Below are 15,865 nucleotides of genomic sequence, written 5' to 3' on the forward strand. Positions count from 1 at the left end.
TGAGCTGTAATTCTTAAAGCAGAAAACTATATAATCATCAACACAACTAAGGATAAATACACTGTTCACATGACGATGAAAGCCCTTGAAAATAAACTTCCTGCCGAAGAATTCATACGGGTTCATCGTTCTTATATTGTCAGAAAGGAAATGATTTTATTGGATACCGATATTATTATTGAAGGGCATTGCTTATCTTTGTGAGAATAACAAATATAATTCTTTATACAGATGAAAACAATCGTAATACAATCTGCAAATGATGAAGATTCCAGCTTCCTGTTAAAGTTTGCCAGAAAAATGAAAATGAAAGCCCGGTTCATTGATGAGGAAGAACTGGAAGACCGCTGGCTTGCAAAATTAATTGACGAAGGGATGAAAGAGGAAGGAGAAATTCCAGTCGAAAAAGTTCTTGACAAGCTGCGCAAGTAATGGAAATAATAATTAAACCGAGCTTTAACAGGGATATAACCATTCGGGATAAAGCGCTTAAGAAAACCCTTGAGTCGAAAATTTTGCAGATAATACGTGCAAAAGACATTTCACATATCACTGGGCTTAAATTGCTGAAAGGGTATTCACGTCATTACAGAATAAAAGTTTCAACGAAAAAGAAAGAGTATCGGGTTGGCGCTGTTATACGGGACAAAAAAATTTGGCTTGTCCGGTTTTTACACCGCAGAAAAATATACAAGAAGTTTCCTTAAAAACTATGGGATATGAAAAAAACAAAATGATTTTTTTTGAAACAAATACATATAAACCATGACTTAACAAACTAAAACATAACAAAAAAGTTGCGTTGCTGACGTTTCTCTAACAATAACTACAAGAAAATATATAAAAAAATAATGTGAACCTATAAATTATTTCGTTTGGTTCTTATTTCTTTTTTATATAATTTCGTGAAGTTATTAAAAATAGTTATATTTGTACTGAACTAAACCCCCACACCAAATCAAAGCTGTACAATAGCATATAAATAAAACTTAATAATTTGGTGTAGGGGGAAACAAGAAAAATATATAGAAAAAAAATTAGGGATTAATAATGTTAAAATTAAATATAAAATTACAACCCGAAACAGAAGAAAAAATAAGGCTAATGTTAGCTCAACATTCAGATAAGGAAATTTTTTTTCAAGGTATTATCAAACACAAAATCAATGAATTAAAAAATGGAATTGTCAATATTAAAATTGATTTACAACAATTTGAAGAAAAATACAATCTCTCTACTGAAGATTTTTATAACAAATTTATTAACGGTGAATTGGGTGATGAAGAAGATTTTTTGATCTGGTCAGGCATTTACGAAATGCAATTAAGAAATGAGAAAGAATTAAAAAAATTTGAATGATTGAAGTATATTTTGACAAAATAGAAAACACAATTTTATTTTTCAAAGTTAAAATAAAATTTTATTCAATAACCAAAAAAGCCTATAATGAAAAGCAGGGATTTATAAAAGGAGAAATTCATTTTATCAATGATAGTCGGTTTTATTTTATTGAAGTGAAAGATGTTGAGTTAAGGACAAAAGATAAATACAGTTATCATTATGTAGATAAAGACAATACTTTGATTTTTCGATATGACAATGCGGATCATCATAAAGAAATCACTACATTTCCACATCATAAACATTTGCCTAATAATAAATTAATTGAAAGTGTAGAGCCCGAATTATTCGATGTATTAATTGAAACACAAAAAAAATCGCGTGGTAAATAAAGGTTTTTTTGTTACTAAAAAAAATAATTATATTCACATTGAACTAAACCTCCACACCAAATCAAAGCTGTACAATAGCATATAAATAAAACTTAATAATTTGGAGTGGGAGTAAACAAGAAAAATATAGTGTAAAAAAGAAAAAAACATAACAAAAAAGTTGCGTTGCCCCGCACATAAATTATGTGCGGGGCGTTGCTGACGTTTCTCTGGAAATGCCAAAATTATATGAATATTTAGGAATTGTAGTTCGATTCTTTTCAGAAGAGCATGAACCAGTTCATATTCATGCTTTTTATGGTGAATATCAACTTAAAGTTGAATTGATTATTAAGAGTGGAAAAATTGTAACTATCAAATATAAAAATGTTATATGAAAGTAACAAAAGTTAAATATTTGTCAGGTTACAAGCTTGAAATTAAGTTTAATGATGGAAAAGTAAATGTAGTTGATTTTGAGAATTTTTTTAATAAATCTCAAAATCCAATGATTTCTAAATACAAGAATATTAATAAATTTAAAAAAGTAGAAATTGACACTGGCTTTCTTTCATGGAATAATGGTGAAATGGAAATTTCATCTCAAACTCTTTATTATAATTAGAAAATTTATTATATTTACTTCTTAGAATAAATATTAAAGTATGACATAACGAAATAAAACATAACAAAAAAATTGCGTTGCTGACGTTTCTCTGACAATAACTACAAGAAAATATATAAAAAAATAATAATAGGATTATGTCTAGTATAAGACTTTCTGCAAAAGCCAAATCAGTGATAAACAAACTGGTTTCTTCCAAAGATTCAGATAATAAAGGATATATTGCAGCTTTAGATTCTGCCAATGGCGAATATTTTTTAGGTAAAACGATTGTTGATGCTTCCAAAAAGGGCCGAATAGCAAGAAATAATCCCAAAGCAATTTTTCATTTTATTAGAATTGGATATCCATCAGTAGATGTACTCAAAAATGTCAGACTACAAGGTAAAATAATTGAACATTATTTACCGAAAATTTATGCAAATAATATTTGATTTTGAACATGATAAAATACTATTTCATAATTAATCACTGAATTAAACAAGAAAAATATAGTGTAAAAAAGAAAAAAACAACAAGAAAATTGATAAACTAAAAACAACCGAAACATGAGGAATTTAACATTAAACATCAAAAACGCAAGCGACTATCAGCTTCTTTTGCAACTGGCAAAGCGGCTTGGGTTAGATATTTCAGTTACCGCTGAAAAAAAAGAAAAAGTACAAACAAAGCAAATGCGAAATCTTTACAAGTTACTCGATTCAGTGAAGAAAAACGAATTATTCAAAGAAATCAAGGATCCTGTAAAATGGCAAAAAGAATTACGAGATGAATGGAGATAAACTTCTTTTTGATAGCAACATCATCATATATTTATCCAAAGGGCTTCTGGATGCAAAAGAATTTACAAATGCGGAAGATGTACCTCATATTTCAGTTATTACATATATGGAAGTAATGGGCTACCGTTTTAAACGGGTAAAGGAGAAGAGATTTATAGAAAAATTTTGTGCAGATGCTTACATCCTTTCATTGGATGATGAAATCGTTAACAAAGTTATTGCGTTACGAAAAGAAAAAAATATCAAACTTCCTGATGCAATCATCACAGCAACAGCTTTAAAAAATAAAATGCAATTAATAACACGCAACACAGTAGATTTCAAAAACATTAAAGGACTTAATCTTTTTAATCCATTTGATAATAATAAAGAATAAATTTTTAAACCATGACTTAACAAACTAAAACATAACAAAAAAATTGCGTTGCTGACGTTTCTCTAACAATAACTACAAGAAAATATATAAAAAAATAATGTTCACCCCGTTAGATAATTTTTATTGAAAATATAGCTTATATCAAGGTCTTTATCTAACGGGGTGAACCTATAAATTATTTCGTTTGGTTCTTATTTCTTTTTTATATAATTTCGTGTAGTTATTAAAAATAGTTATATTTGTATCTGAAAAAAAATATTAAAGTATGACATAACGAAATAAAACATAACAAAAAAGTTGCGTTGCTAACGTTTCTCTAACAATAACTACAAGAAAATATATAAAAAAATAATGTGAACCTATAAATTATTTCGTTTGGTTCTTATTCCTTTTTTATATAATTTCGTGTAGTTTTAACTAAACAAGAAAAATATAGTGTAAAAAAGAAAAAGACATAATAAAAAAGTTGCGTTGCTAACATTTCTTTTATAGAAATCGACCAAAATCTTAGAACAGAAAGAAATGGCTTAGGAAACGCATCCTTCGGGGTGTGTTCTTTCTTGCTATTTTCAGTTCTGTTCGGGTGCTTGGTCGTACCTCTATATGCTGGGAATTAAGCAGAGGTTCACGCCCTTTTTTGTTGCCTAACTTTTAAATCAATTATCTATTTTGTCTTTAGAACTTCAAAGACAACAAAAATTACAATCATGAAAAAATTATTAGTTTTATTAAGCAGTGTTTTACTTTTAAGTAATTCATTTGCGCAAAATTACCAATGGGCGAAAGGAATCGAAGGTACAGGTAAAAGCAGAGCTATCGCAGCGGATGGCACAGGGAATGTATATATTAAAGGAACGTTCGTTGGCACCTGCGACTTTGACCCGAGCCCCACAACGGTCAATATTACAGCAGTTACAAGTGCTGACATTTACATTGCCAAATACAATTCATCTGGCAACTATTTATGGGCTATAAGCATTGGAGCTACTATCGATGATAATACTGATAATGTAGGCAGACACTATATCGCTGTGGATGACTCGGGAAATGTATACATCACCGGGCATTTCAGGGGCACTGCCGATTTTGACCCGGACACGGCAACGGCTAATCTCACATCAGTTGGTTTTGCTGACATTTTCTTTGCCAAATATGATGCGAATGGCAATTACATCTGGGCAAAAAGCATCGGCAGCATTAATCCAGACAATGGCCTTGCAATTTTTGTTGATGACACAGGAAATGTTTATATTGGAGGATCTTTTTCCGGTACAGCCGATTTTGACCCCGGTCCCGATACGGCTAATATAATTCCGGTAGGCAATAACCCCTTATTCTTTGCCAAATACGATGCAAACGGTAATTACCTTTGGGCTAAACAGGTGGGAAGCCAGGACAACAATTCGGTCATGAGCTTATCTGTTGACCCAAGCGGCAACATCCATATTACGGGGTTCTTTACTTACACAGCCGACTTTGACCCGGGTCCTGATACGGCTAATTTAACAGCTGCCAATATGAATGTGTCTGTTTTTGTTGCTAAATATGATAATAACGGGAATTACCTTTGGGCTAACAAAATCGGAGGCGGAGCTGCATGTCAGGGTCAAAGCATTGCGCTGGATGCATCGGGTAACATATTTGTAACCGGATATTTCACTTTTACAGATGACTATGATCCTGGACCTGATACCGCTAACCTCACACCTGTGGGTGGTAATGATATTTTCTTTGCCAAATACGATACGAGTGGTAATTATATTTGGGCAAAAAGTATCGGGAGTATTAATAATGACGGAAGTAATGATATTGTAGTGGATGGAACAGGAAGTATATATATCGAGGGGAATTTTATGGGAACAGTCGACTTCGACCCTGATACTGGAACAGCCAATTTAACTTCTGCTTCTGCCGGACAGTGGGACTTCTATTTTGCAAAATATGATACGAATGGCAATTACATCTGGGCTAAAAGCATCGGAGGCATAAGCAATGATATTGTCTTGAACATGGCGTTGGATATCCAGGCAAACATTTATATTACTGGGTACTTCGACACCGATACGCTTGATTTTGACCCGGGTCTCGGTACTGCCAATCTCTTCGGAGTAGGTGGTGATAACATCTTTTTTGCCAAATACAGCCAGCCCTGCACGCCTTATATCCCGACCTACACCGACACCATCGCCCTCATCCTCCACGATGGTATAAACTGCATTGACTACCCCATCGTAAAAATCGGCAGCCAATGGTGGATGGCAGAAAATGTGAACGCTACACTTTATGCAGATAGTACATCCTTAGTTGACGGCACCGGAGCAGGTGATATTACAGGCAACTATACTACCAAGTACTATTTTAATTATGCTGATAACCCAGTTAACGGTGATATTTATGGCAAACTCTACACCTGGCAAGCTGCTATGAACGGAGCCGCAAGCAGCGATTCCATTCCAAGCGGTGTGCAAGGCGTTTGCCCCTCCGGCTGGCATTTACCAAGTGATGCTGAATGGTGTACTATGGAAAACACAGTAGAAGCAGGCACTGACCCGGGCTGTAGTATAACAGGTTGGAGAGGAACCAATACAGGCGGTGACCTTAAAGAAACTGGCACAACTCATTGGTTAACTCCCAACACTGGTGCTACCAACGCCAGCGGTTTCACGGCCCTTCCGGGCGGTCAGCGCTCTGCAGGTGGTTCGTTCTTCTCCGATGTTAGCAATGACGGCCTCTGGTTGACAGCTACGGAAATTAGTGCTACCACTGCCTGGTGTCGCTCCCTGCACTATAGTTTTGTTCAGGTGGAACGCCGTAGCGTCACCACTAAGGACTTCGGCATTAGCGTACGTTGCGTAAAGGACATTGACAATTTGATTAATCTGACTATTTCAATTACTGATTCTACAAATGTCACTTGCTACGCGCTTGCCAATGGCTCTGCAACGGCTACTGCCACAGGTGGAACAACGCCCTACACCTATTCGTGGAACACTCTGCCCGTACAAACTGATTCCGTTGCGACCGGGCTTGCCGCGGGAACTTATACGGTTACAGTAACAGATTCAAGTAGCAATACCGCAACCGATTCCGTTACTATCACCGAACCATCCATAATTCAATCTTCAGCATCGGATACCATCTGCCAGGGCGACAGCGTACAGTTACCGAACGGGGCGTGGGCAACAGCAGCAGGCACATATTACGATACCCTGTCGGCTTTGAACGGCTGCGACAGTGTAATTGTTACTGCTTTAACAGTCAATCCAAAGCCTGTGATCAATACATTTACCGTAACCTCAATAGGCTGCACTCCGCTTAATAATACTATTTGTGGTACAGCAACTGGTGCAACTATTTACATCTGGGATTATGATGATGGGGGTTTACCAATTAATGGAACAAGCGATTCTTGTTTAACCTATGTCTATCTTAACACGATAGGCACCCCGGTTTTTTATGATCCAACACTAATTGTTGAAAACAGTGATGGATGCAGCGATACAGCTACAGCAACAGTTACGGTTTTACCATCGGTCGCTGCTGCATTTACTGCTTCGCCAGATACGGCCGGCTGTCATCCCTTTACGGTTGATTTTATAAATTCCTCAACAGGTGCGAGTAATGGTTACCTGTGGGATTTTGGAGATGGAAGCCCGGCAGTTAATGATACAAATCCTACCCATATATTTACCAATACAGCAAGCTTGGTTGATAGTATTTATACCGTTAGATTGATCGCTACCGGTTTTCCGATCTGTAAAGATACTGCTGTACAACAAATATTAGTACATCCAACACCAACAGCAAGTATTACAGGCACAGATCTAAGCTGTACCGCAGCTAATGATGGGGCTGCTGACCTGACAGCTTCCGGTGGCGCTCCGCTTTCATACAACTGGTCTAACGGAGATACTACTGAGGATATCATGGGCTTGTCTGTTGGTACCTACACGGTGATCGTTACCGATACGAATGGCTGTACTGATACAGCCACTGCAATAGTTGGGTCACTCCCTGAAATGACCCTGGCCATCACCCCAACAGATGCCACTTGCGGCAATCCGGATGGCAGCGCATCGGTTACTGTTACCAATGGCGGCACCCCTCCTTATTCTTATTCCTGGTCAAGCGGTGATACACTGCCCGATGCAGACAGCCTGGCCTCAGGTATTTATATTGTAACAGTTACAGATACCAATGGATGCTCCAGCTTTGCCCTTGCTACGATCAGTGATGCAAACGGGCCTGTGATCAATATCATTACAACTACAAATATAACCTGTAATGGCGGTTCAGATGGCGTAATAGGCGTGAATGTAACCGGGGGTACAACACCTTATACTTTACAATGGTCAAATGGCAGCACATCAAATATTATTTTCAACCTGGTTGCCGGGCCCTATGAACTGACGGTTACAGATTTTGCCGGTTGCATTGCCAATAAAAGCGTTACGCTTATCCAACCTGACGCACTGAGCTTATTAATAACCACTACCGATGCCAATTGCAGCAGCAACGATGGAAGCGCAACGGTGAATGTAAGTGGTGGAAACGGTGGCTATACTTACTCATGGTCTAATGGCGGCACAGCTTCAACTGATACCGGGCTGGCAGCAGATGTTTATACTGTAACCGTTACAGATGTTAGTGGCTGTAAAGATTCAGCCAGCGCTGCTGTAAGCAATATTGGCGGGCCTGCTATCACCATAGATTCTATCATAGACGGGGGCTGCGGAGCTGATCTGGGTTCAATATACATCAGCGTAACAGGCGGTTCGGGAGACTATACTTACCTGTGGTCAAACAGCTCTGCTGCACAGGACCTTGTTGGCGTATCGTCAGGAACTTATAGTGTGACAGTAACCGATACTACGAACAGTTGTATCGCAACTGTAAGCGCTCATATAGCCGGTGTGCCTGCAACAGATGCTTCAATATGCCTTGTTACGGTTGATAGCGCAACGGGCAGCAACCTTGTAGTATGGGAGAAGCTGCAGACACAGGGCGTTCAATCCTACAATATTTACAGGGAGAGTTCACAAGCCGGCATCTATTATTTGATAGGAAACGTTCCTGTTGACAGTGTAAGCGTATTTACAGACACATTATCAAACCCGCTTCAGCAGGCGTACAGGTATAGGATATCAGTAGTAGATTCCTGTGGTAATGAGTCAGAAAAAAGTCTGTTACACAAAACCATGCACCTCACCATCAATGAAGGATTAGGCGGGGTTATTAATTTGATATGGGATCATTATGATGGTTTTGGGTTTCTCACCTATTATATTCACAGGTATACAACGTCAACCGGCTGGGTGGAGATAGATTCGCTTGCAAGTACGCTGACCTCACGTACAGACTTTTCACCACCCCCTGCAAACCTCTCTTACCGTATTGTGGTAAAGCGTCCTGCGGGCTGTGATCCAAATCTGAGTAAGGTACTAATCTACAATTCTGCCAGGTCAAATGTATCAAACCGGCTTTGGCCAACCGGCATTCTACCCCAAGTACCCGCGGCTGGAAACCTCACAGGTTTCAACGTATACCCTAATCCATATACAGGTACAACTGTAATTACTTATACATTAAATGATGAAACCGATATATCATTAGAGGTACTTAATGTATTGGGCAAAAAGATACAGGTATTGGTTAACGGGGAACAAGACATCGGGAAATACCGGTATAGCTTCAGTGCAAAAGATCTGGGTTATTCTTCGGGGGTTTATATTTTGAAGTTGATTGTGGGCGATGGAGTGTACACTAAGCAGTTGGTAGAGTTTTAAAAAAAAGTAGACAGTAGACAGTAGACAGTAGACAGTAGACAGTAGACAGTAGACAGTAGACAATAGACAATAGACAGTAGGGAGACAGGTTTCCGAAAGTTAGAGTTGGCAGCGGCAGCAGCAGGAGGCAGGACTGCCAACTGCCGCTGCCTACTGCTGCTTGTTTGTTTTGGGTTATAAAATGGATAAACAGCATTTTAAAAAATAGAACACAGATAATGATTTTAGAATGTCCCACCTGCATTACACGCGAGCGGTAAGCATAATTATTAACATATAATTTGTTCCACGTGAAACATTAATTTAAATTAAATTACTACATTTGCAATATTAGTCCAATTGCCAAACAATATGTTTCACGTGAAACACTACAAATGAAAGCCGACAAAAAGATATTAGAAAAGGTAAAAAACAGGTTGGTTAAAGCCTATAATCCATTGGCCATTTATCTGTTTGGCTCTCATGCATGGGGAGAGCCAGATAAAGACAGTGATCTGGATTTATTGGTCGTAGTAGCTAATGAAACCGAATTAGAAAGCCCAAAAGGGCTTAAAGGTCAATATGCCTTAGCAGATCTCGGAATTGCAAAAGACTTAATCATTACAAAATTAGACAGGTTTAATCAACAGGCAAATCATCCTGCTACACTGTATTTTAAAATCAAAAATGAAGGGATCAAAATATACTGAACCCTATGAAGATTGGCTTTTAAAAGCAAATAATGATTTGCTTTCATCTAAACATCTTTTTGAAAAACAAAATTTTAAAAAAATAAAAACGTTTCACGTGAAACATCTAACCAGTAAAATAATCTGAATCCATAAATCTTAAATTCAACAGTGTTCCCCAAATACGACATCATAATAGTAGGTGCCGGCCATGCCGGCTGCGAAGCTGCTCATGCCGCTGCAACAATGGGCTCCAAAGTCCTCTTGGTGACGATGGACATGACCCGTATTGCGCAGATGTCGTGCAATCCTGCAATGGGTGGTGTGGCAAAAGGTCAGATCGTCAGGGAAATAGACGCCCTGGGCGGCATGTCAGGAATTGTATCAGACTGCACGATGATACAATTCCGTATGCTGAACAAGTCAAAAGGGGCTGCCATGTGGAGCCCGAGATCGCAAAACGACCGGATGAGGTTTTCTGAAGAATGGCGGTTGATTCTGGAAAAGAATAAAAACATAGACTTCTGGCAGGAAATGGTGCGGGAGATAATAGTACACAAAAGTATGTCGGGTGGAAACACCCGACAACACGTGGCTGGCGTGAAAACCGGCATGGGGATCAATATCTATTCAAAAGCGGTAATACTCACTAACGGTACATTCTTAAACGGCATCATCCATATCGGTGAAAAAAAGTTTGGCGGGGGCAGGATCGGGGAAAAGACAGCCACAGGAATTACCGAACAATTAGTTTCCCTCGGCTTTGAATCAGGCAGGATGAAAACCGGCACCCCCCCAAGAGTGGACGGCAGGTCGCTGGACTTTTCAAAGATGGAAGAACAAAAAGGGGATGCAAATCCTGGTAAATTCTCTTTTACGCAAAAACCTGAATTGACTGAACAAAAAAGCTGCTTTATCACCTATACAAGCCCCGAAGTACACGATATTCTTAAAACCGGCTTTAAAAGATCACCTATGTTCACCGGGCGTATCAAAGGCATCGGCCCGCGTTACTGTCCCTCCATAGAAGACAAAATAGACAGGTTCGCTGATAGAGAACGGCACCAGTTGTTCGTGGAACCGGAAGGATGGGATACCATTGAGATCTATGTAAACGGCTTTTCTACCTCTCTTCCTGAAGATGTGCAATATAAAGCGCTTACCAGGATACCCGGTTTTGAAAATGTAAAAATGTTTCGTCCCGGCTATGCCATCGAATACGATTATTTTCCTCCTACTCAATTAAACTTAACCCTGGAAACAAAGCCGGTCGAAAACCTCTATTTTGCAGGACAGATCAATGGCACTACCGGCTACGAAGAAGCTGCATGCCAGGGCCTGATGGCTGGAATTAACGCCCACACCAAAATAAAGAATAAAGAAAATTTTACCCTCAAAAGGTCAGAAGCCTACATGGGTGTGCTGATAGATGACCTGATCAACAAAGGGACAGATGAACCTTACAGGATGTTCACATCAAGAGCAGAACACCGGATCCTGTTAAGACAGGATAATGCGGATATCAGGCTGACAAAAAAAGGCTATGGCCTGGGATTGATAAAAGAAGAAAGAATGACCGGATTAAAAAACAAGATCGATCAAATTTCAAGCTTGACGAAGGAATTAAAGAAAAAAAAATATACCCCGGAAGAAATAAATCCAACATTGATCAAATTAAACTCCGCCCCGGTCAAAGAAAAAACCAATGTCTATTCCCTGTTAAAAAGACCCAATATTGATCTTGAAACATTATGTAATAATCATAAGAAATTTAAAAGTTTTATTGATCAAATTTTACCCTCATTGTTAGAAGAAGAGGAAATAAGGGAAATAAAGGGAATAGGGGAAGTCGGCAGTCTTCAGTCGGCAGTCAGCAAAATGACCAATGACGCGGGAGGGAGTTCCCCCTTCAGGGGGTTAGGGGGTAGCGAGGAAATAGTCAGAACAAATAACGCTATGCGCTCAGAAGTGCTGGAACAGGTTTCAATCTTGATCAAATATGAAGATTATATCAATAAAGAACACCAATTGGTAGAAAAAATGAGCCGGTTGGATGATCTTAAAATTCAGTATTTGAATTATGATAAAATAGCTGCACTTTCCAATGAAGCAAGAGAAAAATTAAGCAAGATCAAACCCCAAACTATCGGCCAGGCATCAAGGATCAGCGGGGTGTCTCCGGCTGATGTTTCGGTGTTGATGGTTTATATGGGGAGGTAAACCAGTTGACAGTTGCTCCCGAGTACTCGGGAGCAGTAGACAACTGGCAATAGAGAGTAACTTTATTAATACAACAATGAGTCCACTCTAAAAAGTCCAAAAAATAAAAATGCCACTAAATCACCAAAGCACTAAATCCCACAAAACCCTGAAAATCAATTAGTTAATTTTTAGTGGGATTTAGTGTTTTTGTGCTTTTGTGGCAAAAATGACTTATTAGAGTGGACTCAAGTTTGTAAAGTTATACAGTGACGACTTAAGCAGAGGTCTATTAAGGATGGTTCTTCCCACAATTACTCCACCACCACCTTTTGCACAGAAGTTCCACCACCGGTGATAACCTGTATGTAATACACGCCTCCCTTGTTCCCCGACAAATCAATTTGTTTGCTGATGTTGCCGGAGGTTCTGCCGAAGTCAGTATGTGTAACAAGCCGCCCCAATATGTCAGTTACCTTTAATTGCACGCTCTCTGTTTTTGACAAGCCGATATCTATGGTGAACTCATTAGAAGTGGGGTTAGGATAAATACTGATGCTTATTGAATTGCCAGATTGGTCTGAAATTCCTGTAAAAATTGCATTGAAAGCATTTGATGTTGCTTTGCATCCGTTGCTGTCTGTGACTGCTACTGTGTAATTTCCACTTTGGGTGATGATGTATGTTTGATTCGTGGCGCCAATGATTAAAAAAATACTATCCAGGTACCACTGATAACCGGCTGCGGCAGGTAAGCATATGAGCGTGTTGCCACTTTGCGTGATAGTTGGTTGAGTGGGTATTGGATTGACTGAAAGAACTGTTGAATGAACGCTATCGCAACCATTAATTGTTGTTAAACTGTCGTAATAGGTTGCCGGCTACGGTTTTATACGTACCATAAATTAACGCACTGTCTCCGTTGCAAATGGCAAGAGGTGAATCACTAATGCTGTAAGTTGGATTGACTGAAAGATTTGTTGAATGAACGCTATCGCAACCGTTAATTGTTGTTAAGCTGTCATAATAGGTTGCCGCTACGGTTTTATACGTACCATAAATTAACGCACTGTCTCCGTTGCAAATGGCAAGAGGTGAATCACTAATGTCGTAAGTCGGATTGACTGAAAGATTTGTTGAATGAACGCTATCGCAACCGTTAATTGTTGTTAAGCTGTCGTAATAGGTTGCTGCTACGGTTTTATACGTTCCGTAAATTAACGCACTGTCTCCGTTGCAAATGGCAAGAGGTGAATCACTAATGCCGTAAGTCGGATTGACTGAAAGCGTGGTCGCAACCACACTATCGCAGCCGTTTACCGCTGTGAGCGTATCAGAATAAGTTCCTGCCGCACTTCTGTATGTTCCATTGATCAAAATGCTGTCTCCCGGACAAATTGCTGCGGATGCAGGAGTGTTTGTAACAATGCAGACGGTATAAACCCATGCTGCTCCTGCCCAGCTATTATCATCAGTTCCTCCCACGATAGCCGTATTCCCATCGGATGATATGGAAACAGAGAAGCCTTGTTGTGCAGCGCCCACAGCCCCTGTGCCTACCAATTTACTTCCTTGCTGTGTCCATACTCCGCTGAAGCGGGTATAAACCCATACTGCTCCCACACCGGTATTATCATTATATCCTCCCACGATAGCCGTATTCCCATCGGATGATATGGAAACAGAGAAGCCTTGCCATGCTGCACCCACAGCCCCTGTACCCACCAATTTGCTTCCTTGCTGTGTCCATACTACGCCGGTGCGGGTATAAACCCAGGCTGCTCCTGCACTGGAATTATCAGCATAGCCACCCACGATAGCCGTATTCCCATCGGATGAAATGGAAACAGAGTAGCCGTGCCGTGCAATACCCAGAGTGGCGTCTAATTTACCTCCTTGCTGTGTCCACACTCCGCCGGAGCGGGTATAAACCCAGGCTGCTCCTGCACTGAAATTATCCTCAGGTCCTCCCACGATAGCCGTATTCCCATCGGATGAAATGGAAACAGAGAAGCCTTGATAAACGGTTGCGCTCAGAGACCCTGAACCAACCAATTTACTTCCCTGCTGTGTCCATACACTGCCGGAGCGGGTATAAACCCAGGCTGCTCCTGTAATGCTACTATCATAATGTCCTCCCACGATAGCCGTATTCCCATCGGATGAAATGGAAACAGAACGGCCTTGCTGTGCTGCACCCACAGCCCCTGTGCCGACCAATTTACTTCCCTGCTGTGCCCAAACACCGCCGGAGCGGGTATAAACCCAGGCTGCTCCTGCACCGGTACTATCATTATATCCTCCCACGATAGCCGTATTCCCATCGGATGAAATGGAAACAGAGTAGCCCTGTCGTGCTGCACCAACAGCCCCTGTGCCGAACAATTTACTGCCCTGCTGTGCCCACACTCCGCCGGTGCGGGTATAAACCCATGCTGCTCCTGCAGTGGAATTATCAGCATAGCCACCCACGATTGCCGTATTCCCATCGGATGAAATGGAAACAGAGAGGCCTTGAGATGCAACGCCCACAGCCCCTGTGCCGACCAATTTACTTCCTTGCTGGCTGCCAGGGTAAGGTGTTGGTGTAACCGTAAAATCAGTGACACTTATTGCTGTGCCTCCTGCTGTGGTAACAGATACAGCGCCGGTAACAGAGCCGGGCATTACCAGGCCCACTAACGTGTCTGCGGTAGAAGACACTACAATTCCAGTATCGCCACCAATGGTAAAAGCGGTGGGGCTGCTTAGATTAGTGCCGGTAATTGTTACCAATGTGCCAACTGCACCGGTTGAAGGGGTGAAGGAGGAGATGGTGGGGGGTTGTGCAAAGCAGTTGAAGGTTTGTAAAGTTAGAAAGCTGAAAGTTGCAATGGCAACTACTGCGTGGAAGAGATTTAATTTTTTCATGATTTTAGGGTTTAATAGTTTTTAGTTTTAAATTTTTTTAAATTCATTTTTAGATTAAACCACGAAATTAAACAAAAAATCGTTAATCACTATTCTTATATGCAAATATTTTATAGTTATTTATAAAACTTTTGTAATTTTGTAAAAAAAGTAAATAAATGTTATTATGAAACAAGCATATATAGCGCTTGATACCGATGTTTCCAATGCCTATTTGGGCGCGCCACGGAACCAGCAAAAAAAACTGGATTATATTGTAAACAGTTGGCTCAAAAATATTTTTTACAGAAAAAAAGACCCGAAACAAAAACTTTTTGATACAATGGAAGAAACGGGCAGGGAAGCGCAGGCAAATGGACTTACTCCTGAAATTCTTGAACAAATTCTTCGGGAAATAAAGCAGGAAATGAAGAATGAAAATAACTTTATCAAGGGATCCTGATGACAATAAATTTCTCTCATTAGCAAAATCCGCTAAAGCCGCTTGTATCGTTACAGGTGATAATGACCTCCTTGTTTTACATTCTTTTGGTTCCATTGCTATTCTCAAGCCATCAGAGTTTTTGAAAAAATATTGAATTACGCAAATATAATGGATTAATTATTAATTTTAACAATACAGTTGTGGATTTCAGATTTTTGTAAATTTTGGTCTTTATTCTTTTAAAAAAGTATTCCTGTAGTTCTTTATTGCGAATGATCTCATCATGGAAACGGGGTTGCCATGCAAAAGAACGGTACGTTGAGACGCCCAAATTGGGCGTCTTTACGTCCCGGATGGTAATCGTACAAATCCGTTTAAATTGA

At 39.7% G+C, this 15,865-nt stretch carries 17 protein-coding genes; 14 read left to right on the plus strand and 3 right to left on the minus strand.

Annotated elements, in window-relative coordinates; translation table 11 throughout:
* Positions 1-9 precede the first annotated feature (9 nt).
* From FVQ77_06710 to FVQ77_06755, 10 genes are all read left to right on the plus strand, one after another.
* Entirely contained in the window at positions 10-204 is a 195-nt protein-coding gene (locus FVQ77_06710; GenBank protein MBW8050019.1) for a LytTR family transcriptional regulator, read from the plus strand.
* A 27-nt stretch (positions 205-231) separates the two neighbouring features.
* Positions 232-432 (plus strand): hypothetical protein, encoded by a 201-nt coding sequence (locus FVQ77_06715; GenBank protein MBW8050020.1) that lies wholly within the window; start codon positions 232-234, stop codon positions 430-432.
* 618 nt (positions 433-1,050) lie between these two features.
* Entirely contained in the window at positions 1,051-1,359 is a 309-nt protein-coding gene (locus tag FVQ77_06720) for a hypothetical protein (GenBank protein ID MBW8050021.1), read from the plus strand.
* Entirely contained in the window at positions 1,356-1,733 is a 378-nt protein-coding gene (locus FVQ77_06725; GenBank protein MBW8050022.1) for a hypothetical protein, read from the plus strand. The genes FVQ77_06720 and FVQ77_06725 overlap by 4 nt, the downstream gene beginning before the upstream one ends.
* Before the next feature lie 215 nt (positions 1,734-1,948).
* Complete coding sequence (locus tag FVQ77_06730; protein MBW8050023.1) at positions 1,949-2,110, plus strand: DUF4160 domain-containing protein; 162 nt, start codon at positions 1,949-1,951, stop codon at positions 2,108-2,110.
* The gene (locus FVQ77_06735) at positions 2,107-2,337 is read left to right on the plus strand and encodes a DUF2442 domain-containing protein (GenBank protein MBW8050024.1); all 231 of its coding nucleotides are present in this window, start codon (positions 2,107-2,109) and stop codon (positions 2,335-2,337) included. The genes FVQ77_06730 and FVQ77_06735 overlap by 4 nt, the downstream gene beginning before the upstream one ends.
* 137 nt (positions 2,338-2,474) lie before the next feature.
* Entirely contained in the window at positions 2,475-2,771 is a 297-nt protein-coding gene (locus FVQ77_06740) for a hypothetical protein (protein ID MBW8050025.1), read from the plus strand.
* A 114-nt stretch (positions 2,772-2,885) separates the two neighbouring features.
* Positions 2,886-3,119, plus strand: a complete 234-nt coding sequence (locus FVQ77_06745; protein MBW8050026.1) for a hypothetical protein — start codon at positions 2,886-2,888, stop codon at positions 3,117-3,119.
* Positions 3,106-3,495 carry a type II toxin-antitoxin system VapC family toxin gene (locus FVQ77_06750; protein MBW8050027.1) on the plus strand — a complete coding sequence of 130 codons (390 nt, stop codon included), beginning with the start codon at positions 3,106-3,108 and terminating at the stop codon, positions 3,493-3,495. Before FVQ77_06745 ends, FVQ77_06750 begins: the two co-directional genes overlap by 14 nt.
* 707 nt (positions 3,496-4,202) lie before the next feature.
* Complete coding sequence (locus tag FVQ77_06755) at positions 4,203-9,281, plus strand: T9SS type A sorting domain-containing protein (GenBank protein ID MBW8050028.1); 5,079 nt, start codon at positions 4,203-4,205, stop codon at positions 9,279-9,281.
* On the opposite strand, the gene FVQ77_06760 is transcribed toward FVQ77_06755, so the two are convergent.
* Entirely contained in the window at positions 9,259-9,477 is a 219-nt protein-coding gene (locus tag FVQ77_06760; GenBank protein ID MBW8050029.1) for a hypothetical protein, read from the minus strand. The two genes, FVQ77_06755 and FVQ77_06760, sit on opposite strands and share 23 nt — an antisense overlap.
* 178 nt (positions 9,478-9,655) lie before the next feature.
* Here FVQ77_06760 and FVQ77_06765 point away from each other — a divergent pair, with 178 nt between their 5' ends.
* On the plus strand, positions 9,656-9,970 hold the full coding sequence (locus FVQ77_06765; GenBank protein ID MBW8050030.1) for a nucleotidyltransferase domain-containing protein: 315 nt from the start codon (positions 9,656-9,658) through the stop codon (positions 9,968-9,970).
* A gap of 150 nt (positions 9,971-10,120) precedes the next feature.
* On the plus strand, positions 10,121-12,169 hold the full coding sequence (gene mnmG, locus FVQ77_06770; GenBank protein ID MBW8050031.1) for a tRNA uridine-5-carboxymethylaminomethyl(34) synthesis enzyme MnmG: 2,049 nt from the start codon (positions 10,121-10,123) through the stop codon (positions 12,167-12,169).
* Between the two features lie 293 nt (positions 12,170-12,462).
* Here the strand turns inward: mnmG and FVQ77_06775 are convergent, their stop codons facing one another.
* Positions 12,463-12,999 carry a T9SS type A sorting domain-containing protein gene (locus FVQ77_06775; protein MBW8050032.1) on the minus strand — a complete coding sequence of 179 codons (537 nt, stop codon included), beginning with the start codon at positions 12,997-12,999 and terminating at the stop codon, positions 12,463-12,465.
* Positions 12,995-15,058, minus strand: a complete 2,064-nt coding sequence (locus FVQ77_06780) for a hypothetical protein (GenBank protein ID MBW8050033.1) — start codon at positions 15,056-15,058, stop codon at positions 12,995-12,997. Before FVQ77_06780 ends, FVQ77_06775 begins: the two co-directional genes overlap by 5 nt.
* 166 nt (positions 15,059-15,224) lie before the next feature.
* On the opposite strand from FVQ77_06780, the gene FVQ77_06785 reads away from it, so the two are divergent.
* Positions 15,225-15,500, plus strand: a complete 276-nt coding sequence (locus tag FVQ77_06785) for a hypothetical protein (GenBank protein MBW8050034.1) — start codon at positions 15,225-15,227, stop codon at positions 15,498-15,500.
* Entirely contained in the window at positions 15,472-15,636 is a 165-nt protein-coding gene (locus tag FVQ77_06790) for a putative toxin-antitoxin system toxin component, PIN family (protein ID MBW8050035.1), read from the plus strand. The genes FVQ77_06785 and FVQ77_06790 overlap by 29 nt, the downstream gene beginning before the upstream one ends.
* Positions 15,637-15,865: the final 229 nt, after the last annotated feature.

Source organism: Cytophagales bacterium, assembly GCA_019456305.1.
Taxonomy (GTDB): domain Bacteria; phylum Bacteroidota; class Bacteroidia; order Cytophagales; family VRUD01; genus VRUD01.

What these genes read in the sequence shown, in the direction of transcription:
- FVQ77_06740 (MBW8050025.1), top strand. Translation starts at nt 2,475, where the DNA reads ATGTCTAGTATAAGACTTTCTGCAAAAGCCAAATCAGTGATAAACAAA.
- FVQ77_06760 (MBW8050029.1), bottom strand. Translation starts at nt 9,477, where the DNA reads ATGCTGTTTATCCATTTTATAACCCAAAACAAACAAGCAGCAGTAGGC.
- FVQ77_06780 (MBW8050033.1), bottom strand. Translation starts at nt 15,058, where the DNA reads ATGAAAAAATTAAATCTCTTCCACGCAGTAGTTGCCATTGCAACTTTC.
- FVQ77_06765 (MBW8050030.1), top strand. Translation starts at nt 9,656, where the DNA reads ATGAAAGCCGACAAAAAGATATTAGAAAAGGTAAAAAACAGGTTGGTT.
- FVQ77_06715 (MBW8050020.1), top strand. Translation starts at nt 232, where the DNA reads ATGAAAACAATCGTAATACAATCTGCAAATGATGAAGATTCCAGCTTC.
- FVQ77_06790 (MBW8050035.1), top strand. Translation starts at nt 15,472, where the DNA reads ATGAAAATAACTTTATCAAGGGATCCTGATGACAATAAATTTCTCTCA.
- FVQ77_06735 (MBW8050024.1), top strand. Translation starts at nt 2,107, where the DNA reads ATGAAAGTAACAAAAGTTAAATATTTGTCAGGTTACAAGCTTGAAATT.
- FVQ77_06730 (MBW8050023.1), top strand. Translation starts at nt 1,949, where the DNA reads ATGCCAAAATTATATGAATATTTAGGAATTGTAGTTCGATTCTTTTCA.
- FVQ77_06785 (MBW8050034.1), top strand. Translation starts at nt 15,225, where the DNA reads ATGAAACAAGCATATATAGCGCTTGATACCGATGTTTCCAATGCCTAT.
- FVQ77_06745 (MBW8050026.1), top strand. Translation starts at nt 2,886, where the DNA reads ATGAGGAATTTAACATTAAACATCAAAAACGCAAGCGACTATCAGCTT.
- FVQ77_06725 (MBW8050022.1), top strand. Translation starts at nt 1,356, where the DNA reads ATGATTGAAGTATATTTTGACAAAATAGAAAACACAATTTTATTTTTC.
- FVQ77_06755 (MBW8050028.1), top strand. Translation starts at nt 4,203, where the DNA reads ATGAAAAAATTATTAGTTTTATTAAGCAGTGTTTTACTTTTAAGTAAT.
- FVQ77_06720 (MBW8050021.1), top strand. Translation starts at nt 1,051, where the DNA reads ATGTTAAAATTAAATATAAAATTACAACCCGAAACAGAAGAAAAAATA.
- FVQ77_06750 (MBW8050027.1), top strand. Translation starts at nt 3,106, where the DNA reads ATGAATGGAGATAAACTTCTTTTTGATAGCAACATCATCATATATTTA.